The sequence below is a fragment of the Pseudomonas sp. TH15 genome, from assembly GCF_016651105.1.
GTDB lineage: Bacteria > Pseudomonadota > Gammaproteobacteria > Pseudomonadales > Pseudomonadaceae > Aquipseudomonas.
Genome location: NZ_JAEKEL010000001.1, coordinates 1919147 through 1941972, shown reverse-complemented (window position 1 = coordinate 1941972; position 22826 = coordinate 1919147). Strand labels below are relative to the sequence as shown.

20 protein-coding genes and 1 other RNA gene are annotated in these 22826 nt (G+C 58.1%); 12 read left to right on the top strand and 9 right to left on the bottom strand.

Annotated elements, in window-relative coordinates; all coding sequences use genetic code 11:
* Positions 1-181 precede the first annotated feature (181 nt).
* The 4 genes from dapB to grpE form a co-directional block, all read right to left on the bottom strand.
* Positions 182-988 (bottom strand): 4-hydroxy-tetrahydrodipicolinate reductase, encoded by an 807-nt coding sequence (dapB, locus tag JFT87_RS08680; RefSeq protein ID WP_201200459.1) that lies wholly within the window; start codon positions 986-988, stop codon positions 182-184.
* A gap of 9 nt (positions 989-997) precedes the next feature.
* A complete protein-coding gene (gene dnaJ / locus JFT87_RS08675; RefSeq protein WP_201200458.1) occupies positions 998-2122 on the bottom strand; it encodes a molecular chaperone DnaJ in 1125 nt (374 codons plus the stop codon).
* 453 nt (positions 2123-2575) lie between these two features.
* Entirely contained in the window at positions 2576-4492 is a 1917-nt protein-coding gene (dnaK, locus tag JFT87_RS08670) for a molecular chaperone DnaK (RefSeq protein ID WP_201194329.1), read from the bottom strand.
* A 102-nt stretch (positions 4493-4594) separates the two neighbouring features.
* A complete protein-coding gene (gene grpE / locus JFT87_RS08665; RefSeq protein ID WP_201200457.1) occupies positions 4595-5161 on the bottom strand; it encodes a nucleotide exchange factor GrpE in 567 nt (188 codons plus the stop codon).
* A gap of 241 nt (positions 5162-5402) precedes the next feature.
* Here grpE and recN point away from each other — a divergent pair, with 241 nt between their 5' ends.
* The gene (gene recN / locus JFT87_RS08660) at positions 5403-7076 is read left to right on the top strand and encodes a DNA repair protein RecN (RefSeq protein WP_201200456.1); all 1674 of its coding nucleotides are present in this window, start codon (positions 5403-5405) and stop codon (positions 7074-7076) included.
* A 75-nt stretch (positions 7077-7151) separates the two neighbouring features.
* Here recN and fur read toward each other — a convergent pair whose 3' ends face one another.
* The gene (fur, locus tag JFT87_RS08655) at positions 7152-7556 is read right to left on the bottom strand and encodes a ferric iron uptake transcriptional regulator (RefSeq protein WP_003197684.1); all 405 of its coding nucleotides are present in this window, start codon (positions 7554-7556) and stop codon (positions 7152-7154) included.
* A 97-nt stretch (positions 7557-7653) separates the two neighbouring features.
* Between fur and JFT87_RS08650 the strand changes: the two genes are divergently transcribed.
* Entirely contained in the window at positions 7654-8181 is a 528-nt protein-coding gene (locus JFT87_RS08650; protein WP_201200455.1) for an outer membrane protein assembly factor BamE, read from the top strand.
* Between the two features lie 60 nt (positions 8182-8241).
* Here the strand turns inward: JFT87_RS08650 and JFT87_RS08645 are convergent, their stop codons facing one another.
* From JFT87_RS08645 to JFT87_RS08635, 3 genes are read right to left on the bottom strand one after another with little or no spacing between them, the layout of a single operon-like run.
* Complete coding sequence (locus JFT87_RS08645; RefSeq protein WP_201200453.1) at positions 8242-8556, bottom strand: RnfH family protein; 315 nt, start codon at positions 8554-8556, stop codon at positions 8242-8244.
* Entirely contained in the window at positions 8549-8983 is a 435-nt protein-coding gene (locus JFT87_RS08640) for a type II toxin-antitoxin system RatA family toxin (protein WP_201200451.1), read from the bottom strand. The genes JFT87_RS08645 and JFT87_RS08640 overlap by 8 nt, the downstream gene beginning before the upstream one ends.
* 7 nt (positions 8984-8990) lie before the next feature.
* Complete coding sequence (locus JFT87_RS08635) at positions 8991-10394, bottom strand: sodium-dependent transporter (protein ID WP_201200449.1); 1404 nt, start codon at positions 10392-10394, stop codon at positions 8991-8993.
* Between the two features lie 118 nt (positions 10395-10512).
* Between JFT87_RS08635 and smpB the strand changes: the two genes are divergently transcribed.
* Entirely contained in the window at positions 10513-10995 is a 483-nt protein-coding gene (smpB, locus tag JFT87_RS08630; RefSeq protein WP_076028704.1) for an SsrA-binding protein SmpB, read from the top strand.
* Between the two features lie 150 nt (positions 10996-11145).
* Here the strand turns inward: smpB and JFT87_RS08625 are convergent, their stop codons facing one another.
* A complete protein-coding gene (locus tag JFT87_RS08625) occupies positions 11146-11913 on the bottom strand; it encodes an FCD domain-containing protein (RefSeq protein WP_201200448.1) in 768 nt (255 codons plus the stop codon).
* A 261-nt stretch (positions 11914-12174) separates the two neighbouring features.
* Between JFT87_RS08625 and JFT87_RS08620 the strand changes: the two genes are divergently transcribed.
* The 9 genes from JFT87_RS08620 (at position 12175) to JFT87_RS08580 (ending at position 22589) form a co-directional block, all read left to right on the top strand.
* The gene (locus JFT87_RS08620) at positions 12175-13869 is read left to right on the top strand and encodes a lactate permease LctP family transporter (RefSeq protein ID WP_201200447.1); all 1695 of its coding nucleotides are present in this window, start codon (positions 12175-12177) and stop codon (positions 13867-13869) included.
* A 146-nt stretch (positions 13870-14015) separates the two neighbouring features.
* Positions 14016-14840: a (Fe-S)-binding protein gene (locus JFT87_RS08615; protein ID WP_201200446.1), complete on the top strand. Its 825-nt coding sequence runs from the start codon at positions 14016-14018 to the stop codon at positions 14838-14840.
* Entirely contained in the window at positions 14837-16291 is a 1455-nt protein-coding gene (locus tag JFT87_RS08610; RefSeq protein ID WP_201200445.1) for a LutB/LldF family L-lactate oxidation iron-sulfur protein, read from the top strand. Before JFT87_RS08615 ends, JFT87_RS08610 begins: the two co-directional genes overlap by 4 nt.
* A complete protein-coding gene (locus JFT87_RS08605) occupies positions 16291-16962 on the top strand; it encodes a LutC/YkgG family protein (RefSeq protein ID WP_201200444.1) in 672 nt (223 codons plus the stop codon). Before JFT87_RS08610 ends, JFT87_RS08605 begins: the two co-directional genes overlap by 1 nt.
* A complete protein-coding gene (locus tag JFT87_RS08600; protein WP_201200443.1) occupies positions 16959-19769 on the top strand; it encodes an FAD-binding and (Fe-S)-binding domain-containing protein in 2811 nt (936 codons plus the stop codon). The genes JFT87_RS08605 and JFT87_RS08600 overlap by 4 nt, the downstream gene beginning before the upstream one ends.
* Before the next feature lie 130 nt (positions 19770-19899).
* Positions 19900-20181, top strand: a complete 282-nt coding sequence (locus tag JFT87_RS08595; RefSeq protein WP_201200442.1) for a hypothetical protein — start codon at positions 19900-19902, stop codon at positions 20179-20181.
* 206 nt (positions 20182-20387) lie between these two features.
* Positions 20388-20663, top strand: coding sequence for a hypothetical protein (locus JFT87_RS08590; protein WP_201200441.1), 276 nt, complete (start codon positions 20388-20390; stop codon positions 20661-20663).
* Between the two features lie 97 nt (positions 20664-20760).
* Positions 20761-21154: a transfer-messenger RNA gene (gene ssrA / locus JFT87_RS08585) on the top strand.
* 187 nt (positions 21155-21341) lie between these two features.
* On the top strand, positions 21342-22589 hold the full coding sequence (locus tag JFT87_RS08580; RefSeq protein WP_201200439.1) for an integrase domain-containing protein: 1248 nt from the start codon (positions 21342-21344) through the stop codon (positions 22587-22589).
* The last annotated feature ends 237 nt before the right edge of the window (positions 22590-22826 follow it).

Sequence of the window (22826 nt, the reverse complement as noted above, 5' to 3'; positions counted from 1 at the left end):
CGCTTCTTCACTGAATTATTCTGCGCGCTTTTAGTGGACACACTAAAGCTGTAGCTTACAGAAAAAGGCATTTTTGGTCTACCGCCAATGAGCCTTAAAGGCCGGGGAATGCGACAGGACGTCGCTTGGCAGTGTAAAACCGGGTTCAAACACGCTGTTTGAACCCGGTTTCGGGCGCATCTTAACGCAAATCGAGCACGTCTTGCATGTCGTAGAGGCCAGGCGTTCGCCCATCAAGCCACAATGCAGCGCGCACCGCGCCCTTGGCGAAGGTCATGCGGCTGGACGCCTTGTGCGTGATCTCGAGGCGCTCGCCCTCGCAGGCGAACAACACCGTGTGATCACCCACCACATCACCACCGCGAACAGTGGCGAAGCCGATGGCTTCCCGCTCGCGGGCACCGGTATGGCCTTCACGACCATAGACCGCAACCTTCTGCAGATCACGACCCAACGCACCGGCAATCACTTCACCCATGCGCAGCGCCGTGCCTGAAGGCGCATCGATCTTGTGCCGATGATGGGCCTCGATGATTTCGATATCTGCCTCATCACCCAGCACACGAGCAGCCATGTCGAGCAGCTTCAGCGACAGGTTCACACCGACACTGAAGTTAGCCGCAAACACAATCGGAATGTCGTTGCCCGCTTCAGCCAGCAACTGCTTCTGCGCAGCGTCCAGCCCGGTCGTACCGATGACCATGGCTTTGCCTGCCTTACGGCAGAACGCCAGGTTTTTCAGCATGACTTCCGGCAGCGTGAAGTCGATCAAGACATCGAACTCTTCAGCCACCGCTTCCACATGACCGGACAGCGGCACGCCGATACGCCCGAGCGAAGCCAGCTCGCCAGCATCCACGCCAATCAGCGTGCTGCCGGGGCGCACGATGGCTGCCGTCAGGCCCGTCAGCGGCGCGCGTTGCTGCACCGCCTCGACCAGGATTTTGCCCATGCGCCCGGCAGCGCCCATCACAGCTATACGTCGCATGCCGACTCCTTACAAATCGCCGAAGAAGCGCTTCACGCCTTCGAACCAACCAGTGGTTTTTGGCGAATGACTGTTGTCGTCCGCCAACGAACTGCGGAATTCTTCCAGCAATTCGCGCTGACGACGACCCAGGTTGACCGGGGTTTCGACCGCCACACGACACATCAGGTCGCCAGCACCGCCGCCACGCACTGGCGCAACGCCTTTGCCGCGAACACGGAACTGCTTGCCGGTCTGAGTCCCTTCCGGGATTTTCAGTTTGACCCGACCATCAAGGGTCGGAATCTCCAGCTCGCCACCCAGTGCAGCATCGACGAAGCTAATCGGCACTTCACAGAATAGGTGCTTGCCGTCGCGCTGGAAGATCGCGTGCTCGCGCACATTGATCACCACGTACAGGTCGCCAGTCGGACCACCCTGGGCGCCCGCCTCGCCTTCGCCGGACAGGCGAATGCGGTCGCCGGTATCAACACCGGCCGGCACTTTGACGGAAAGGGTTTTGTACTCTTCGACACGACCTTCGCCGTGGCAGGAGTCGCACGGATCGGAAATGATCTTGCCTTGGCCATGGCAGCGCGGACAGGTCTGCTGCACCGAGAAGAAACCTTGCTGCATGCGGACCTGACCGATCCCGCCGCACGTCGGGCAAGTGATCGGCGCCGAGCCTTGCTTGGCGCCCGAACCGTCGCACGGCTTGCAGTTGACCAGTGTCGGAACGCGGATATTCACGGTCGTGCCACGCACCGCTTCTTCCAGGTTCAGCTCCAGGGTGTAACGCAGGTCGCTGCCGCGCTGAGCGCCGCCACGGGAACCGCCGCGACCACCACCGAAGAAGTCACTGAAGACATCGCCAAAGATGTCGGAGAAATTCTGACCGCCAAAACCGGCACCGCCGCCGCCCATGCTTGGGTCGACACCGGCATGACCGTATTGGTCGTACGCCGCGCGCTTGCTGGAATCGGACAGCACTTCGTAGGCCTCGTTGGCCTCTTTGAACATCTCTTCCGACGCTTTATCATCGGGATTACGGTCCGGGTGATGCTTCATCGCCAGGCGACGATAGGCCTTTTTCAGGTCCGCTTCGCTTGAGCCGCGCTCAACACCCAATACTTCGTAATAGTCACGCTTTGCCATAAGTCTTTGCACTCTTAAGGACGTTCGGCAAACCCCTCCTGAGCTTCGCCAAACTCGTTGAGCCCCAATACAGGCCCGGACCCAACTCACGTCAATTCAACGATCCTGGTCTTTGATTCATTGCAGTACTTGCGGCTCGAAAAGCAGGAGCATTCCCGGCCATACCACCAACACTGAGGCGGACTGAATGGCTTGTTCGTTAGGCAACCTCGGCGTCCGAGCCCCATACCCTGCGTTGCCGCTCCTCCCCATAGCAAGCTATGAGTCGTCGCGGCGCCTTGGCTATGGCGCCCTGGCATCCGAACTTGCTCTAACGAACAAGCCACTCACTCCGCCTTTGTCGCATGCTGTAAAAATTCGCTTACTCCAGACACGCCAACGCGGGAGCAAGCTCCCGCGCGGCGACATCCTACCAGTCACCGCCTAAAGGCAGTCAACCGGCCGACCAACAACTTACTTGTGGTCTTTGACTTCTTCGAACTCAGCATCGACAACGTCGTCGGCTTTTTCAGCTTTTTCGTCGTGCGGTGCAGCGCCTTCAGCCGGCTGAGCCTGCTCGGCGTACATTTTCTGAGCCACTGGCGCGGAGACTTTCGACAACTCTTCAACCTTGGCGTCGATAGCAGCCTTGTCGTCGCCTTTGACGGCGGCTTCCAGGGCAACTACGGCAGCTTCGATTGCAGTCTTCTCTTCAGCGGTCACTTTGTCGCCAGCATCAGCGACCATTTTGCGCGTCGAGTGAACCAGCGCATCGCCCTGGTTACGGGCAGCGGCCAGCTCTTCGAACTTGCGATCTTCGTCGACGTTGGCTTCAGCATCGCGAATCATCTGCTGAATTTCTTCCTCGGACAGACCGGAGTTGGCCTTGATCACGATCGACTGAGTCTTGCCAGTAGCCTTGTCTTTGGCGCCTACGTGCAGAATGCCGTTGGCGTCGATGTCGAAGGTCACTTCAATTTGTGGCACGCCACGTGGTGCTGGTGGAATCTCGGCCAGGTCGAACTTGCCCAAGGACTTGTTCTGAGCGGCTTGCTTACGCTCACCTTGCAGCACGTGAATGGTCACAGCGCCCTGGTTGTCGTCGGCCGTCGAGAACACTTGCGATTTCTTGGTAGGAATCGTGGTGTTTTTCTCGATCAGCGCAGTCATCACGCCACCCATGGTTTCGATACCCAGGGTCAGCGGGCTAACGTCCAGCAGCAGAACGTCTTTCACGTCGCCAGCCAATACCGCGCCCTGGATAGCAGCACCCATGGCAACAGCTTCGTCCGGGTTCACGTCTTTACGAGCTTCTTTACCGAAGAACTCGGTCACCAGCTTCTGAACCAGTGGCATACGGGTCTGACCGCCCACCAGGATCACGTCGTTGATCGCGCCAACGTCGATACCGGAGTCTTTCAGAGCGATGCGGCAAGGTTCGATGGTGCGCTGAACCAGGTCTTCTACCAGCGCTTCGAGCTTGGCGCGGGAGATTTTTACGTTCAAGTGCTTAGGACCGGTGGCATCTGCAGTGATGTACGGCAGGTTCACGTCGGTCGAATTGCTCGAGGACAGTTCGATCTTGGCTTTTTCAGCAGCTTCTTTCAGGCGCTGCATGGCCAGCGGGTCACCCTTAAGGTTCATGCCGCTTTCTTTCTTGAATTCGTCAACGAGATAGTCGATCAGACGAATGTCAAAGTCTTCACCGCCCAGGAACGTGTCGCCGTTGGTGGCCAATACTTCGAACTGGTGCTCGCCATCGACTTCAGCGATTTCGATCACGGAAACGTCGAAAGTACCGCCGCCCAAGTCGTAAACGATCACGGTGTGATCGCCTTTCGCTTTGTCCATACCGTAAGCCAGAGCGGCTGCGGTTGGTTCGTTGATGATCCGTTTAACGTCCAGGCCCGCGATGCGGCCGGCGTCTTTGGTCGCCTGGCGCTGGCTGTCGTTGAAGTAGGCCGGAACGGTGATTACCGCTTCGGTCACTGGCTCGCCGAGGTAGTCTTCGGCGGTCTTCTTCATTTTCTTCAGAATTTCAGCCGAGATTTGCGGCGGCGACATTTTCTGGCCGTTTACTTCAACCCAGGCGTCACCGTTGTCAGCCTTGGCGATTTTGTACGGGACCATCTTGATGTCTTTCTGAACGACTTCTTCGTCGAACTTACGACCGATCAGACGCTTCACCGCGTACAGGGTGTTGTGCGGATTGGTTACAGCCTGACGCTTGGCCGACTGACCTACCAGGATTTCGCCGTCGTTGGCGTAAGCGATGATCGACGGCGTGGTGCGCGCGCCTTCAGCATTTTCGATAACTTTTGCTTTGCCATTTTCCATGACGGAGACGCAGGAGTTGGTAGTCCCCAGGTCGATACCGATAATTTTGCCCATGTTAACTCTCCCGAAACTTTGGATTTGGTTGCCGCAGCAGTGGTGGCTAACTGCGGTAGCACTTAAACGCTTGACTTCTAAATGGGGGCCTTGCGGCTAATTTCAAGCCTGCTCATCAATCGAAGGCGAAACCGGCGAAGGTGCCTTGCTGACCACAACCATGGCCGGGCGCAGCAAGCGACCGTTGAGCTGGTAACCCTTCTGGAACACCTTGAGCACGCTGTTCGGCTCTACATCGGCGCTTTCCTGCATGGCCATCGCCTGGTGATGAACGGCGTTGAACGGTTCGCCGTGCGGATCGATCGCTTCCAGCTGATAACGCTTCAGGGTGTCCTGGAACATTTTCAGGGTCAGCTCGATGCCTTCACGCATTGGGCGAATGCTTTCGTCGTCCGGGTTGGACAACTCCAGGCCACGCTCCAGGCTGTCGACGATCGGCAGCAGGTCGCCAGCGAACTTTTCCAGCGCGAATTTGTGAGCCTTTTCGACATCCTGCTCGGCGCGACGGCGGACGTTCTGCAGATCAGCCGCTACACGCAAAGCCTGATCATGAGCACCAGCCAACTGCTCTTCGAGCACTTGTACACGAGCCGCCAGCTCATCACCCGCAACCTGGGCAGCCTGATCGGCGTCGAGATTTTGCGTATCCACTGTCTGTTCGTCAGCCATAGATTTTCTCCTTTCAATATCGTCCGCGAGCTCAACTCGCGCTTCTGCCCAGCTATATGGGGCCGCAAAATTGAGCTTCAAGGGGTTTGCTGTGATTAACCCTACAAAAAGAGCTGCATTGTCATTCCCCAATGCACTAACGATTTCGTCGGATCAAGCAAATCGAGCTAATGGAGGGCATTGTCAGCCACAAATAAAACACTGTATAAATAACCAGACCTAAAGCCTGGGAGCGGCCTTTATGCTGGTGCACCTGTCCGTACACAACTACGCCATCGTCGAACATCTCGATCTCGAACTTGATCGCGGGATGAGCGTGATCACAGGGGAAACCGGCGCCGGCAAATCGATCATGCTCGACGCCCTGGGCCTGACCCTGGGCGATCGCGCCGACAGCGGCGTGGTTCGCCCCGGCGCCGACAAGGCCGATATCCTCGCGACTTTCGACCTGATCGACATCCCCGAAGCCAGTGCCTGGCTTGCCGAACGCGACCTGGAAAGCGACGGTCCGTGCATCCTGCGCCGGGTGATTACGGCTGAAGGTCGTTCACGCGGCTATATCAACGGCACGCCCTGCCCCCTCGGTGATCTCAAGGCCCTGGGCGAGCTACTGATCGATATCCACAGCCAGCACGAACACCAATCCCTGCTCAAGACCGACACCCACCGCCGCTTGCTCGACGAGTACGCCGGCGCGACAGACCTGGCCCGCCAGGTCCAACTGGCCGCCCAGCGCTGGCGCCAGACCCGCCAGGAGCTGGACCGTCTGTCCAACTCCGGCGACGAGCAGCGCGCCCGCCATCAATTGCTGAGCTATCAGCTCGAAGAACTGGAAAACCTCGGCCTCGGTGAAAATGAGCTGGAGCAGTTGGAGCAGGAGCACAAGAACCTGACCAATGCCGAAACCTTGCTGGGTATCTGCCGACAAGTGGTCGAACAATGCAGCGAAAGTGATTCCGGCAATGTACTGAACGCCCTGACCGCCAGCCTCAACCGCTTGTCGAGCGTGAACAACTCGATCAGTGCGCTGGGCGAAGCCAGTAGCCTGCTGACCAGCGCCCAGATACAGGTTGAAGAGGCCGTCGGCGAACTGAACCGCTTCCTCGATAACTTCGACGCCGACCCGGCGCGCCTTCAATACCTGGAAGAACGCCTCGATGCGATCTACACCCTGGCGCGCAAACACCGCATCCAGCCGACCGAAGTCGCCGAGATGCAGCAAAAGCTGCTGGATGAGATCGAAACCCTGAATGCCAACGACGAATCCATCGAACGCCTGAGCGATGAACTCGCTTCCTACGCCCGTCATTATCAAGAGAAGGCGCGCGACTTGAGCGACCTGCGTCATCAAGCCTCTGGCAACCTGTCCAGCGCCGTGGAGCAGGAAATCCAGCGCCTGGGTATGCCCGGCGGCCGCTTCACCATCGAACTGCGCCCCAATAGCAGCAACGAGTTGCTGCCCAACGGGCTTGAACAGGTGGAACTGCTGGTCAGCGCCAACCCCGGGCAACCGATGAAAGCCCTGGCAAAAGTAGCCTCGGGCGGCGAGCTGTCACGGATCAGCCTGGCAATCCAGGTCATCACCGCACAGACCTCCCGGGTTCCGACCCTGGTGTTCGACGAAGTGGACGTTGGCATCGGCGGCCCGACTGCCGAGATCGTCGGCCAGTTGCTACGTCGGCTCGGGGAGCGCGGACAGGTGCTGACAGTCACGCACTTGCCGCAAGTGGCGGCGCAAGGTCACCAGCATCTATTCGTGCACAAGGTGCGCGGTGAGGATGCCACCCATACGGCGGTGTCCAAGCTGAGCAAGAATCATCGCGTCGAAGAAGTTGCGCGCATGCTGGGGGGCATCGATCTCACCAAAGAATCTCTGGCTCACGCGAAAAAAATGGTCATCACCGCAAAAATTTAAGACCGGCAGAAAGCACGAAGGCGACCCTGGGGTCGCCTTCGCTCGTTTCGCGAACATCATGTTCGCGCGACATGCTTACTTTTTCTTGCGTACGTACAGCACGAGATTGTGATCCACCATCTCGAAGCCATATTTGTCGACGATCGCCTTCTGAAGACGCTCGATTTCTTCGTCGAAGAATTCGATCACTTCACTGGTTTCGACGTTGACCATATGGTCGTGATGCTTGCCGTCGTCCAGTTCGAAGACGGCATGACCGCCGTCGAAGTTGTGTCGCACCACAAGCCCAGCTGCCTCGAACTGAGTCAGTACACGGTAAACCGTGGCCAGACCGACGTCCTCACCAGCCTCCATCAGCGCCTTGTAAACATCCTCGGCACTCATGTGGCGTTGCTCGGCGGAATCGAGCATTTGCAGAATTTTGACCCGTGGCAGGGTCACTTTGAGGCCGGCTTTGCGTAGTTCGCTATTTTCAACCATGGTCAGCTTTCTCGCGATGCTGCTTCGCAGCTTCTCTTAATGCGGGTATGATCGGCGTTTACGTTGTCCCAGCCAAGATAGTGGAAGTCGCCCACCGATGCAAAACACCAAGCTCTTGCTAACCAGTTTCACCTTCGTGGGACTGCTCGCACTCGCCGGTTGTTCATTCCCCGGGGTTTACAAAATCGACATCCAGCAGGGCAATGTCGTCACGCAGGACATGATAGACCAGTTACGCCCGGGAATGACCCGCCGGCAAGTACGGTTTATCATGGGTAACCCTCTGCTGACCGACACGTTCCATGCCGATCGCTGGGATTACCTGTATAGCCTGCAACCGGGTGGTGGTGAACGCCAACAGGAACGCATAAGCGTTGTCTTTAACCCTAATGACCAACTCGTCAGCCTGTCGGGCGATTTTATGCCTGGCGTGAGCCGCGACGAAGCCATTCTCGGCAAGGACACCGGCACTCCTGTGACCGCTCCTGCAGAAAACACCGAGAAGCCAAAACCGGAAAAACCGGTGAAACCAGGTTCGTTGTTGGACCAGATCCAGAAGGACGTCGACGGCGTACAAACCGTTCCAGTCCCGACTCCAACACCACTGGAAACCACGCCGCAATAATTTGCGACGCAATAAAAAACCCGGCACGTCCGGGTTTTTTATTGTCTGGCATTTATTGAATCACTGATTTCGCGCCTTGGCCTCGGCAGCCTTGGCGGCGCGCAAGCGACGCACCTCTTTAGGATCGGCGAGCAACGGCCGGTAAATCTCGATGCGATCACCTGCTTGAACCACTTGAGTGTCAGGGTCAGAAATCACCTTGCCGAAGATCCCGACCGGGCAACTGGCCAGATCCAACTCAGGAAACTCGGCCCCCATACCGGACTTCAGCAGCGCACCCCGAACCGTCGAACCGGCTGGCACCGCCACTGTCAGCAGCACCTGACGATCAACGGCGGCATACACCACCTCAACCTCAATCACCGACTCAACCATGTATCTGTTTGGCGCGCTGACAAAACGCATCGACCAGCGTGTTCGCCGCCTGATTGAACAAAGGCCCCAACGTTGCGCGCACGATTGGCCCGGCGTAGTCGAACGACAGGTCCAGGCTAATCTTGCAGGCCTTCTCACCCAAAGGCTTGAACACCCAGACGCCATGCAACTGGTTGAACGGTCCTTCCTCCAGATTCATCTCGATTGAATGTCCGGGCACCAGCGTATTGCGGGTCACGAAATGCTGACTGAGGCCGCCCTTGGCCACGCCGACACTGGCACGCATGTGCTCAGGGGAGCTTTCCAGCACTTCGGCAGCCGAGCACCACGGCAGGAATTCCGGATAACGCGCCACGTCATTAACCAGGTCATAAAGGGCTTGCGCCGGATACGGCAGCAGAGCCGAGCGTTGAATATGGGTCGTCATGTCAGCGTCACTTCCACAGCTGGGCGGCAAACACTACAAGAATGCCGATGGGCGCCACATAGCGCATCAAGAACAGGGACAGGGCAAATAGAACCGGGCTGCGAATCGACAATTCGTCACGCACCGCTTCACGCCCCATGATCCAGCCTGCAAACACCACGAAACACAAACCACCGAGTGGCAGCATGATCCGCGAGGTGAAGAAATCGATCACACCAAAGAAGTCCAGACCACCGGCCGCTCCCCATTGGTAGAGATGGAACATCCCGCCTTCGTTCACGAAAAATTTGGCTTGCTTCCAGATATTGAAGGAAAACACCGTACCCAGACCGACGAACCAGCAAATAAATGCCAGCCAAAAAGTCACCCAGGCGCGGCTAATTTTCGTGCGTTCAACCAGGTAAGCCACCATCGGTTCAAGCAATGAAATCGCCGAACTCCAGGCCGCAACCGCCACCAGTACGAAGAACACTACGCCCATCAACTGGCCGAACGCTACGTTACCGAAGGCAAATGGCAGGCTGACGAACATCAGGCCAGGGCCTTCGCTTGGGTTCAGGCCGGCGGCGAACACAATCGGAAACAATGCCAGGCCAGCGACCAGCGAAACGAAGGTATCGAGCAGCGCCACACCGACCACGGTGCCGGAAAGCGATGAGTTCTTCGGCATATAGGCGCCGTAGATCATGATCGAACCCACGCCCACGCTCAGAGAAAAGAAGGCGTGCCCCATGGCGGGCAGCAAGCCGTCGAGGACTTTTTCCGGGTGGAAGTCGAACATGAAATGCACGCCTTCCATGAAATGGCCGGTGGTCATGCTGTAACCCAACAGCACCAGAATCATCACGAACAGCAGCGGCATCATGATGCGAAGGCTGCGTTCAAGCCCGGCGACCACGCCTTTGGCGATCACCACGGCGGACAGCAGCATAAAAATCGTGTGCCAAAGTGTCAGGCGCCATGGATCAGAGATCACATTGCCGAAATAAGCACCGACTTGATCTGACGTCACACCCTGGAAGTCACCACGGCCCATGTCGATGATGTAGTCCAGCGACCAGCCGCCGACCACACTATAGAAAGACAGAATCAGCAACGCCGTGATCATCCCGGCGAATGCGCCCCAGGACCACTTGCCCGAATGCCCCGCCTCTATCGCCAACACCTTCAAGGCGTTGGCCGGGCTTTGACGGGCGCGGCGGCCGATCAGGGTTTCAGCCAGCATGACCGGCACGCCGATCAGCGCGATGCAGACCAAAAACATGAGAACGAACGCGCCGCCGCCATAGACGCCGACCATGTACGGGAATTTCCAGATGCTACCAAGCCCCACGGCCGAACCGGTCGCGGCGAGTATGAAGACCCAGCGGCTAGCCCAACTGCCGTGGACAGAAACCTTGTCTGTCGACATCGTTACCACGTCCAAGCATTCAAAAAAGAGGCCGCATTGTCCGGGATTCAATCAACCTGCTCAAGCACGTAGCGATACCGTAGCCGACTCGCGTGCAACTCCCTATAATGCCGCCCCTATGGCTAAACAGAAGAAACACCCAACAGGGACCATCGCGCAGAATAAAAAGGCGCGGCACGATTACTTCATCGAACACAAGTTCGAGGCTGGTCTGGTCCTGGCCGGCTGGGAAGTAAAAAGTCTGCGGGCAAGCAAGCTACAACTGGTTGACAGTTATGTACTGCTCAAGGATGGCGAAGCCTGGCTGCTCGGCAGCCACATCACGCCGCTGATGACCGCCAGCACCCACGTCATCGCTGATCCGACCCGCACCCGAAAATTGCTGCTCAACCGCCGCGAGCTGGAAAAGCTGGCCACGGCAGTGCAGCAAAAAGGCTATGCCTGCGTGTGCCTGTCCTGGTACTGGAGCAAGCACATGGTCAAGTGCGAGATCGCTCTGGGCAAGGGCAAGAAGGAATACGACAAGCGTGATACCGAACGCGAACGCGATGCCGGTCGTGAGTTGCAGCGTGCGGTGCGGAACAAGGGCAAGGAAGAGTAATTTTCCTGCCTGATCGCGGGTCTTGTGGCGAGGGGGCTTGCCCCCGTTCGGCTGCGAAGCAGTCGCCGGCATTCTTCGAGATGGCGGCGACGCGCGAGGGCCGCTCCGCACCCCAGCGGGAGCAAGCTCCCTCGCCACAGTAAACTGAAACTACATCCCCTTGCGCCGCTCCGCCCGAGCCATGCGCTGCACTTCCTGACGCACTTCCTCCAGCACTTCCTGCACATACAAAATGTGTCGACTGGAAACTTCCCGCGCCTGCTCCGCCCGCCCTTCGATAATTGCCAGGTACAACTCCCGATGCTGACTGATCAGCATGTCGCGAGTCTCGGTACGTTGTTTGTACATGCCGCCAATGTTGGTCACCACGTTGCGCTTGAGCAGATCGAACAATCCGCGAATGGTGTGCAGCAACACCGCGTTGTGACTGGCTTCGGCGATCGCCAAATGGAATTTTGCATCCGCCGCGCCCTCCTGCTCCCGGCTCACTTCATCGTGACGCGTGTAGCAATCCTGCAATTCGTCGAATGCCGCGGTCAGCCTTTCGCGATCCACATCAGTGGCGCGCAACGCCGCGTAATAAGCACAGGACGCTTCAAGGGTATGGCGAAACTCCAGTAGATCGCGCTGCGCCTCGGGGTTGCTTTCCAGCAGATGCAGCAACGGATCGCTGAACGTCGAGCCCAGGGAATCCACCACATAATTGCCGCCGCCCTGGCGACTGACCAGCAAGCCCTTGGCCGCCAGTTTCTGGATCGCTTCGCGCAACGAAGGGCGTGACACACCAAACTGCTCGGCCAACGCGCGCTCGGCAGGCAAGCGCTCACCAGACTTCAGCGTGCCTTCGAGAATCATCCCCTCGAGCCGCTCGACAATATCGTCAGACAAACGGCGCTGACGAATTTGATCAAACCCCATAACTCATCTCTCCACGATCCCGGCAGCTCGCCGGGCTCTCTATTCTGGCCTATCGGCGCTGTCGCGACACCTACCAGACGACGCTTGAGCGAACAGATCAGATGCGTTCTGCACCGCTTATTCGACAAAAGTTTTAGGGCGGCAAATTGACACACCCCATACAAGGCTTTTACCCTAGCCAACAGCGATTGTAAATTGGTATTACCAATTAACCAAGAACGCTGGCAGTGCCTGACCAACAACAATTAGGGGCCACCCCATATGCAAACCTGGCAACAGCTCTACAGCCCGCTCGGCAGTCTCGGCGTGTCCGCGCTCGCGGCCGTTATCCCCATCGTATTTTTCTTCCTGGCCTTGGCCGTGTTTCGCCTCAAAGGCCATGTGGCCGGCAGCATCACTCTGGCCTTGTCCATTGCCGTAGCGATCTTCGCCTTCCAGATGCCGGTAGATATGGCCTTCGCCGCTGCCGGGTATGGCTTCGCCTACGGCCTGTGGCCGATTGCCTGGATCATCGTTGCGGCGGTGTTCCTCTACAAACTGACGGTCAAGAGCGGCCAGTTCGAAGTCATCCGCAGCTCGGTGCTGTCGATCACCGACGACCAGCGCCTGCAAGTGCTGCTGATCGGCTTCTGCTTCGGCGCCTTCCTGGAAGGTGCAGCCGGTTTCGGTGCGCCGGTAGCGATTACCGCCGCGCTGCTTGTAGGACTGGGCTTCAACCCGCTGTACGCCGCAGGCTTGTGCCTGATCGCCAACACCGCGCCCGTCGCATTCGGCGCACTGGGGATTCCAATCATCGTCGCCGGGCAAGTGACCGGCATCGATGCGTTCAAGATCGGCGCCATGACCGGCCGCCAGCTGCCGCTGCTTTCGCTGTTCGTGCCGTTCTGGCTGGTGTTCATGATGGACGGTATGCGCGGCGTTCGGGAAACCTGGCCGGCAGCATTGGTGGCGGGCTTGAGCTTTGCCATCACCCAGTACTTCACCTCGAACTTCATCGGCCCGGAGCTGCCAGACATCACCTCTGCGCTGGTCAGCCTGATTTCCCTGACGCTGTTCCTGAAAGTCTGGCAGCCAAAACGCGCCGCCGGCCAACACATCGCCGGCGCCGTTTCGGCGTCCGTGGTCACCGCCAGCGTCGGCGGTTTCGGCCAGAAGCGCACCACTGTGGCTTCGCCCTACAGCCTCCTGGAAATTTTCAAAGCCTGGTCGCCGTTCCTGATCCTCACCGTACTGGTCACCATTTGGACGCTAAAACCGTTCAAGGCGATGTTCGCTGCGGGCGGCTCGATGTACAGCTGGGTGTTTAACTTCGCCATCCCGCACCTGGATCAAATGGTGATCAAGGTCGCGCCGATCGTGACCGCGCCGACCGCCATTCCAGCGGTGTTCAAACTTGATCCGATTTCCGCCACCGGCACGGCGATTTTCTTCTCGGCACTGATCTCGATGCTGGTGCTGAAGATCAATTTCAAAATTGGTATTACCACTTTGAAAGACACCTTCTACGAACTGCGCTGGCCGATTCTGTCCATCGGCATGGTGCTGGCGTTCGCCTTCGTCACCAACTACTCGGGCATGTCTTCGACCATGGCCTTGGTGCTGGCGGCAACCGGCGCGGCGTTCCCGTTCTTCTCGCCATTCCTCGGTTGGCTGGGCGTGTTCCTGACCGGCTCCGATACCTCGTCCAACGCGCTGTTCAGTTCGTTGCAAGCAACCACCGCGCACCAGATCGGTGTCAGCGATGTGCTGCTAGTCGCGGCGAACACCAGCGGCGGCGTGACCGGCAAGATGATCTCGCCACAATCGATCGCCGTGGCCTGCGCCGCGACCGGCCTGGTGGGCAAGGAATCGGACCTGTTCCGTTTCACCCTCAAGCACAGCCTGTTCTTCGCAACGATCGTTGGCCTGATCACCTACATCCAGGCCTATTGGCTCACCGGGATGCTGGTGCACTAAGGACTACAAGCCGCACTGATAAAACCGACGCTGGACCACGATTCCGGCGTCAGCTATTCACCACCCGGTCTGTAAGGCTGCTGAAAGCTTCCGGCTCTATATTCAGCAGCCTCAACGGACGGATAACCGGCCGAGAGACACGCCTGATGAGCGAGCTTTTTTACAACGCTGTGCCGAACGCGACCCGCGTCGCCCCGCCACTGCCCACGCCTCGGCAATACCCCAGCGAGAAGCCTTCACGGGTGTACCTGTTCGGGACCTGCGTGGTGGATTTGTTCTACCCCGAAGCCGGGATGGACGCTATCCACCTACTGGAACGCGAAGGCATTCGTGTCGAGTACCCGCAAGGGCAAAGCTGCTGCGGGCAACCGGCCTACACCTCGGGTTACACCGAGCAGGCCCGGACCGTGGCGCGCTCGCAACTGGCGCTGTTTGCCGGGGATTATCCGGTGGTGGTGCCGTCGGGTTCTTGCGCGGGCATGTTGCGCGAACACTACGCCGACTTGTTCAAGGACGAGCCGGACACGTTGAAACAAGTCCAGGCCCTCGCGGCCCGGACGTATGAGTTGGCGGAGTTCCTGCTGTTTGTCTGCAAGGTGCAGCTCAAGGACAGCGGCGAACCGGTGAAAGTGGCGCTGCACACATCGTGCTCGGCACGCCGGGAGATGAACACCCACTTGCACGGCCGTGAGTTGTTGGCGCAGTTGGGCAACGTGGAGCGCGTCGATCACAGCCACGAAAGTGAATGCTGTGGCTTTGGTGGGACTTTCAGCGTCCGTATGCCAGACATTTCCGGCGCGATGGTAGCTGACAAGACCCGGTCGCTGAAGGAATCCGGCGCGCACCAGGTACTCAGCGCCGATTGCGGTTGTTTGATGAACATCAACGGCTCGCTGGAAAAACAGAAGGAAGCGTTGCGCGGCCAACACCTGGCCAGCTTCCTTTGGCAGCGAACCGGAGGTGTTCAATGAACGCTTCCGTGATTATTCCTACGGTTGCCGTAGAAGAAGATTTTCGCAGCAGGGCTCACGAGGCTTTGGCTGACACGCAACTGCGAAACAACTTTCGCAGCGCGATGGATTCACTGATGACAAAACGGGCAGCGTCCTTCAGCGATGCCCACGAAAGAGAACATTTGCGAGTGCTGGGCAATGCTGTCCGCGCCCGTGCGTTATCCAAGTTGCCCGACCTGCTCGAGCAGCTTGAACAGAACCTGACCCGCAACGGTGTGACAGTGCACTGGGCGGAAACGGTGGACGAGGCCAATGGCATCGTCCTCTCGATCATCCGCGCTCACGAGGGGCGGCAAGTGATCAAGGGCAAATCGATGGTCAGCGAAGAAATGGAGGTGAATCATTTCCTCGCTGAACAGGGCATTGAATGCCTGGAATCGGACATGGGCGAGTACATCGTCCAGCTCGACCACGAGAAGCCTTCACACATTATTATGCCGGCGATCCACAAGAATGCCGGTCAGGTCGCGTCCTTGTTCCACGACAAACTTGGCGTGGAATACACCAAGGACGTTGACCAACTCATTCAGATCGGTCGCAAAGTCTTGCGGCAGAAATTCTTCGAAGCGGACATCGGCGTCTCCGGCGTCAACTTCGCCGTGGCCGAAACCGGCACCCTGCTGCTGGTGGAAAACGAAGGCAACGGCCGCATGACCACCACGGTCCCGCCGGTGCATATTGCCGTTACCGGCATCGAAAAAGTCGTTGAAAACCTGCGGGACGTCGTACCGCTGCTGTCGCTGCTGACCCGCTCGGCCCTCGGCCAACCGATCACCACCTACGTCAACATGATCTCCGGCCCGCGCCAGGAGCATGAGCTCGACGGCCCGCAGGAAGTCCACCTGGTATTGCTCGACAACGGCCGCAGCCAGGCCTTCGCCGACAGCGAATTGCGCCAGACCCTGAACTGCATCCGCTGCGGCGCCTGCATGAATCATTGCCCGGTGTATACCCGAATCGGCGGCCACGCCTATGGGGAGGTTTACCCTGGGCCTATCGGAAAAATCATCACCCCGCACATGGTCGGCCTGGCGAAGGTCCCGGACCACCCAAGTGCGTCGTCGCTGTGCGGTGCCTGCGGTGAGGTCTGCCCGGTAAAAATCCCGATCCCCGCACTGCTGCGGCGCCTGCGGGAAGAGAACGTCAAAGCCCCGGATAGCCCGCATCAAGTGATGCGCGGCCAGGGCAGCAAGTACTCGCGCAAAGAGCGCTTTATCTGGAACGCCTGGGCCAGGCTCAACAGCTCGCCGACGTTGTATCGCCTGTTCGGCTTCTTCGCCACGCGCCTGCGTGCCCTCGCACCGAGTAATGTAGGCCCGTGGACGCAAAACCACAGCGCGCCAAAACCCGCTGCCCGCTCGCTGCATGACATGGCCCGCGAGCATCTGGCCAAACAGGGAGATCGTTGATGAACGCCAAGCAAAACATCCTCGCTAAATTGAGGAACAGTCTGATCGGCACTACGCCGGTGCCTGACGAATTCGACGTCGAACTGGTGACTGCGCCCTACACCTACACGCCTGAACAACGCATCCCGCAACTGCGCAAACTGATGGAAGCGGTGCACACCGAAATCCATCTGACCTCCGATGAAGGTTGGCCCGAACTGTTGGCGCAGCTTTTAAGGGATCGTCAGTTGCCGAGCCTGTTGATCGCGCCGACCACACCTCACGGTCAACGGGTCACTCAGCACTGGTCGAAAAATCCCGACCTGCCAACGCTCAAATCCTACGACCGCCCGGTAGAGGAATGGAAAGCCGAACTGTTTAACGACACCCCGGCCAGCCTCACGACTACCCTCGGCGCAATCGCTGCGACAGGTAGTCTGATTCTCTGGCCGACGCGGGAAGAACCGCGCCTGATGAGCCTGGTGCCGCCAGTACATTTCGCCCTGCTCAAGGCCAGTGAAATCCGCGACAACTTCTATCAAGTGCAGCAGGAATTCGAGTGGGCCCAAGGCATGCCGACCAACGCTTTATTGGTGTCCGGCCCGTCGAAAACCGCCGACATTGAGCAAGTGCTGGCCTACGGCGCCCACGGCCCGAAAGATCTGGTTGTGCTGATCCTGGAGAACCAATGACGCTACCGACTGCTTTCCTGCGTGACGCGCAGCAACTGATCCCTGAAGACCGACGTTTCGACGACCCGCTGTCGACATTGGCCTTCGGTACCGATGCGAGTTTCTATCGGCTGATTCCGAAACTGGTGATCCGCGTCGAGTCCGAAGATGAAGTGGTTGCCTTGCTGAAACTGGCGCAACGGGATCAGGTCCCAGTGACCTTTCGTGCGGCCGGCACCAGCCTCTCCGGGCAGGCCATCAGTGACTCAGTATTAATCGTACTCGGGGATAACTGGAACGGGCGCGAGATTCGTGGTTTGGGCACACAGATTCGCCTGCAACCGGGGGTGATCGGCGCGCAGGCGAACGCGTGGCTGGCGCCATTCGGACGCAAGATCGGTCCGGACCCGGCCTCGATCAATGCTTGCAAGATCGGCGGCATCGTTGCCAACAATGCCAGCGGCATGTGCTGCGGTACGGCGCAGAACACCTATCACACACTGGCGGGCATTCGTCTGGTGCTGGCTGATGGCAGCCGTCTCGATACCGAAGATGCTGCCAGTGTTACGGCGTTTCGTCAGAGCCATTCCGAACTGCTGGAGCGTCTGGCGACGTTGGGCCGAGAGACCCGCGCCAATTCCGAATTAGCCGCGAGAATTCGCCACAAATACCGTCTGAAAAATACCACCGGCCTGTCGCTCAACGCCCTGGTGGATTTCGACGAGCCTGTGGATATCTTGAGCCACTTGCTGGTGGGCTCCGAAGGTACGCTCGGCTTCATCAGCGCGGTGACCTACGACACGGTAATCGACCATCCGAACAAGGCCTCGGCGCTGATCGTGTTCCCGGACGTGGAAACCTGCTGCAACGCAGTCACAGTGCTGAAAAGCCAACCGGTGTCCGCCGTGGAACTGCTGGATCGTCGCAGCCTGCGCTCGGTGCAGAACAAACCCGGCATGCCGGATTTCGTACAGCACCTGTCGAACAATGCCTGTGCCCTGCTGATCGAATCCCGCGCTGCATCGTCCACGTTACTACGCGAACAACTGGCGCAAATCATGGCGTCCCTGACCTCGTTCCCAGTGGAAAAACAGGTCGACTTCACCGAAGATCCGCTGGAAAACGCCCGGCTCTGGGCGATCCGCAAAGACACTTTCCCCGCCGTCGGTGCGGTGCGCAAAACCGGCACCACGGTGATCATCGAAGACGTGACCTTCCCGGTGGAGCAACTGGCCATCGGCGTGAACCGCTTGATCGAGCTGTTCGACAAACATCACTACGACGAAGCGATCCTTTTCGGACACGCGCTGGAAGGCAATCTGCACTTTGTCTTCACCCAAGGCTTCAACAATCCGGAAGAAGTCGCACGCTATCAGGCGTTCATGGACGACGTGGCGCAACTGGTCGCCGTGGAGTTCGGTGGCTCGCTGAAGGCTGAGCACGGCACTGGCCGTAACATGGCGCCCTTCGTTGAGCTGGAATGGGGCAGTGATGCCTATCAATTGATGTGGCAGCTCAAACGCCTGCTCGACCCGAACGGCATTCTCAACCCGGACGTGGTGCTCAGCGACGATCCGCAGATCCACCTTAAACACCTGAAACCGCTGCCCGCCGCCGATGAGATTGTGGACAAGTGCATCGAGTGCGGCTTCTGCGAACCCGTCTGCCCGTCGAAAGGCCTGACCCTGAGCCCGCGCCAGCGCATCGTGATCTGGCGGGACATTCAGGCGAAGAAACGCGCCGGCGTCGATACCACCGAACTCGAAGCCGCTTACGAATACCAGGGCATCGACACCTGCGCCGCCACGGGACTTTGTGCACAGCGTTGTCCTGTAGGAATCAACACCGGCGAGCTGGTGAAAAAGCTCCGCAGCCGTAACGCGACACACACGAAAACCGCCAACTGGCTGGAAGGCAACTTCGCCACTGCGCTGCAAGGTGCGCGCTTTACCCTGCACGTGGCCAACGGTGCGCGAATGCTGCTGGGAGCGCCACGCCTGGCGAAGCTGTCGGCAACGCTAACGCGGTTGTCCAAAGGCCAGGTCCCACAATGGACCAACGCCATGCCGCAGCCGGAAAAAGCCATTCGCTTCAGCCCGAGCGTGTCGGACGAACGCCCTCGGGTGGTTTATCTCGCGGCGTGTGTCTCGCGGGTCATGGGCCCGACGGCGGGTGATAAAGAACAAATGTCGCTCTACGACAAAACCCGGGGGTTGCTGGAAAAGGCCGGTTACCAGGTCGTCTTCCCGGACAACCAGGACAACCTCTGCTGCGGTCAGCCATTCGCCTCCAAAGGCTACGCCGAACAAGCCGAACACAAGCGCCAGGAATTGATTGGCGCGCTGCTGCACGCCAGCCGCGGCGGGCTCGATCCGATCTACTGCGACACCAGCCCGTGCACCTTGCGATTGGTTCAGGACCTGGGCGATGTTCGACTCGACCTGTACGACCCGGTGCGTTTCATTCGTACGCACTTGATGGATCGACTGGATTTCACACCGCAGGAAGCGCCGATTGCGGTGCACGTCACCTGCAGTACTCAACACCTCGGCGAGAGCCAGGCATTGATTGATCTGGCGCGAAAATGCAGCAACAACGTGGTCATCCCCGAAGGCATCCATTGTTGCGGGTTTGCGGGGGACAAGGGTTTTACCACGCCGGAACTGAACGCCCATTCACTGCGCACGCTCAAGGATGCGGTGCAGCACTGCGGTGAGGGGATTTCTACCAGTCGCACCTGTGAGATTGGCCTGACGCAACACGGTGGAATTGACTACCACGGGTTGGTCTATCTGGTGGATCGGGTAACGCGGACACGGGCCATCTAAAGAAAAAATAGAACCCTGACGCCGCGCCGCAGTCCACTGATCAAGTCCCGCACATTTGGGACCTACCCCACACTCGGCAGCCCGTCCTGATGGCCAGCGATGCCTGGACCCTCAGTTCAAGGAGATACACATGAAACGTTCTGTACTGTTAGGTCTGTTCGTTACTGCCTCACTGATGGCGTCCACCTCGTTCGCCGCTGACAAGCCAACCAGCCTCTGCGAAGCGAATTTGCAGACGATCAACAACGCCAAGGCGCAATACCAATCGTCGCCTGAACTGAATGCACGCGTCTCGGCCAGCGTGAGCAAAGCCCAAGCCCTCAAAGCTCAAGGCAAGATCGACGACTGCCTGGCGGAAACCCAGCAAACCATTCTGGAAATCCAGAAAACCACTGGTGACACCAAAAAATGATGCATGGGCTGACCAACCTTGGATTCAGCGTCATCGGCCAGGGGTTTGGTGCGATGGCCTTTTCATACCAAATGTAAAAAAACCGAATTCCTGCGTGCCGTGGCGGTCGATTAAACAGGCACTACACTAACGTGGCCTGTCATGACCTCGGCATCGCCGCCAGACCGTCCGGCAGCACCGAGCCCCCATCGTTCAAGGAGATACCCATGAAGCATTCTGCAATTGCTGGATTGTTCATCGCTGGTGCACTTCTGGCGTCGCCGGTGTTTGCGGCAGACAAAGACCTGTGTGCCGGGAATCTTCAAACCATTAAAGACTTTGTGACCAGCCAGCCTTCCATTCCGGAAACCTCGATGAACAACGTCAAAGAGGCTCAGGAAAAAGCACAGTCGGCACAGGCTTCCGGGAACGACAAGGAATGCGTTGAAGTCACCAATGGCCTGATCACAAAAATGCAGATCCGCAATCCAACACGCAACTGACACACCAGGAAGCCAACCTTCCGGTTGGCCTTCTGGGGCGCGTTGGCGTACACTGCGCAGGCTTGTTGCTCACTTTGATTCACAGAGCAACAGGCACGGGGCCGTTTAGGATTCGACGCCGGTCGCGAAACTTTAGGTGCATGCCGAGTTGGTAACAGAACTCGTAAATCCACTGTTGCAACTTTCTATAGTTGCCAATGACGAAACCTACGGGGAATACGCTCTCGCTGCGTAAGCAGCCTTAGCCCTTCCCTCCTGGTACCTTCGGGTCCAGCAATCATCAGGGGATGTCTGTAAACCCAAAGTGATTGTCATATAGAACAGAATCGCCGTGCAGTACGTTGTGGACGAAGCGGCTAAAACTTACACAACTCGCCCAAAGCACCCTGCCCTTCGGGTCGCTGAGGGTTAACTTAATAGAAACGGCTACGCATGTAGTACCGACAGCGGAGTACTGGCGGACGGGGGTTCAAATCCCCCCGGCTCCACCAACTTTACATCTAAAGACGTCCACGGACGTCTTTTTTTGTGCCTGAAATCCAGTGGATACAGGGAGTTCAGCGATTTGGGGGGCCTTGGAGGATTTTGCGAGTTCCAGCCGCCTTGGTATCCCAAGTGGTATCCCGAACTACCAAATGCTATTTTCAGGATACCAAAACGGTGCTGGAGGTGGCGCCCATGCCTACTAACGCAACCCTCCTCTCTGATCGCCAGCTCAAGGCAACTGGTAAAGACTTCGTCCTCAGCGACGGCGATGGCTTGCAGCTTCGAGTACGCACCAGCGGCTCGATGATGTGGAATTTCAATTATCGCGAGCCGTTGACCAGAAGCCGTCTTAATATGGCGCTCGGCCCATACCCCGACCTCTCATTAGCGAATGCTCGGAAGAAAGCAGTCGAGGCGCGAGAGCTACTTGCTCAACGCATTGATCCCAAAGCCCAGCGCGATGAGCAAAGGCAAGCCAGACCGGCTGAGACCGAACACACCTTCGAGAAGATAGCCACCGCCTGGTTCGAACTGAAGAAAAACTCAGTGACGCCAGCGTATGCCGAGGATATTTGGCGTTCACTTACGCTGCATGTTTTTCCGAGCATGAAATCGACGCCGCTTTCTGAAGTCAGTGCTCCTATGGTGATCAAGCTCTTTCGCCCGATTGAGGCCAAAGGCAGCCTGGAAACAGTGAAGCGACTGACACAACGACTCAACGAGATCATGACCTACGGCGTGAACTCGGGAATGATCTTCGCCAACCCGCTCAGTGGTATTAGGGCCGTTTTCAAGAAACCGAAAAAACAGAACATGGCCGCCCTCCGTCCTGAAGAGCTGCCGGAACTGATGATTGCCATTGCCAATGCGAGTATTAAGAGAACAACACGCTGCCTGATCGAATGGCAGCTTCACACCATGACCCGCCCCGCCGAGGCCGCGACGACCTCTTGGGCTGACATCGATCTCGACAAGAAAACTTGGACGATTCCAGCGGAGCGTATGAAGAAGCGCCGTGCCCACGTCATACCGCTGACCGAACACGCACTTGCTCTGTTGGAGACGATCAAACCCTACAGTGGACACAGAAAATACGTGTTCCCGGCCGACAGAGATCCTCGGGATCACTGCAACAGCCAGACGGCAAACATGGCCTTGAAGCGTATGGGCTTCGAAGGTCGATTGGTGAGTCATGGCATGCGCTCCATGGCGAGCACCATCCTGAACGAACAGGGATGGGACCCAGAGCTGATCGAAGTCGCACTTGCACACGCGGACAAAGATGAGGTGCGTAGCGCCTACAATCGTGCAGATTACATTGAGAGAAGACGCCCGATGATGATCTGGTGGAGCGAACACATACAGCATGCCGCTACTGGCAACTTGTCGGCATCTTCGATCAATCAAACTAGGGACCACAACGTCGTGCCTATAAGGTAAGCGCTCACCGGACGCCGCAAGTAACCGAGAATGACTCCCCAGATGGAGTGATGCTTGATTTGGCGACACCGGCGATAACCCGCGAATATCTGGCCTGTTGCACGGCGACAGAAGTGGCGACTGTCGCCACTGCAAGCCTTGTTCTTGGGGCCTTTTGACTAAGTCCATGCGGGCGGGAAGGCTCCGCATTCCCATTCGCGTGGGCTCTGCGCTATGGCATCTCACTTGACCACCTAA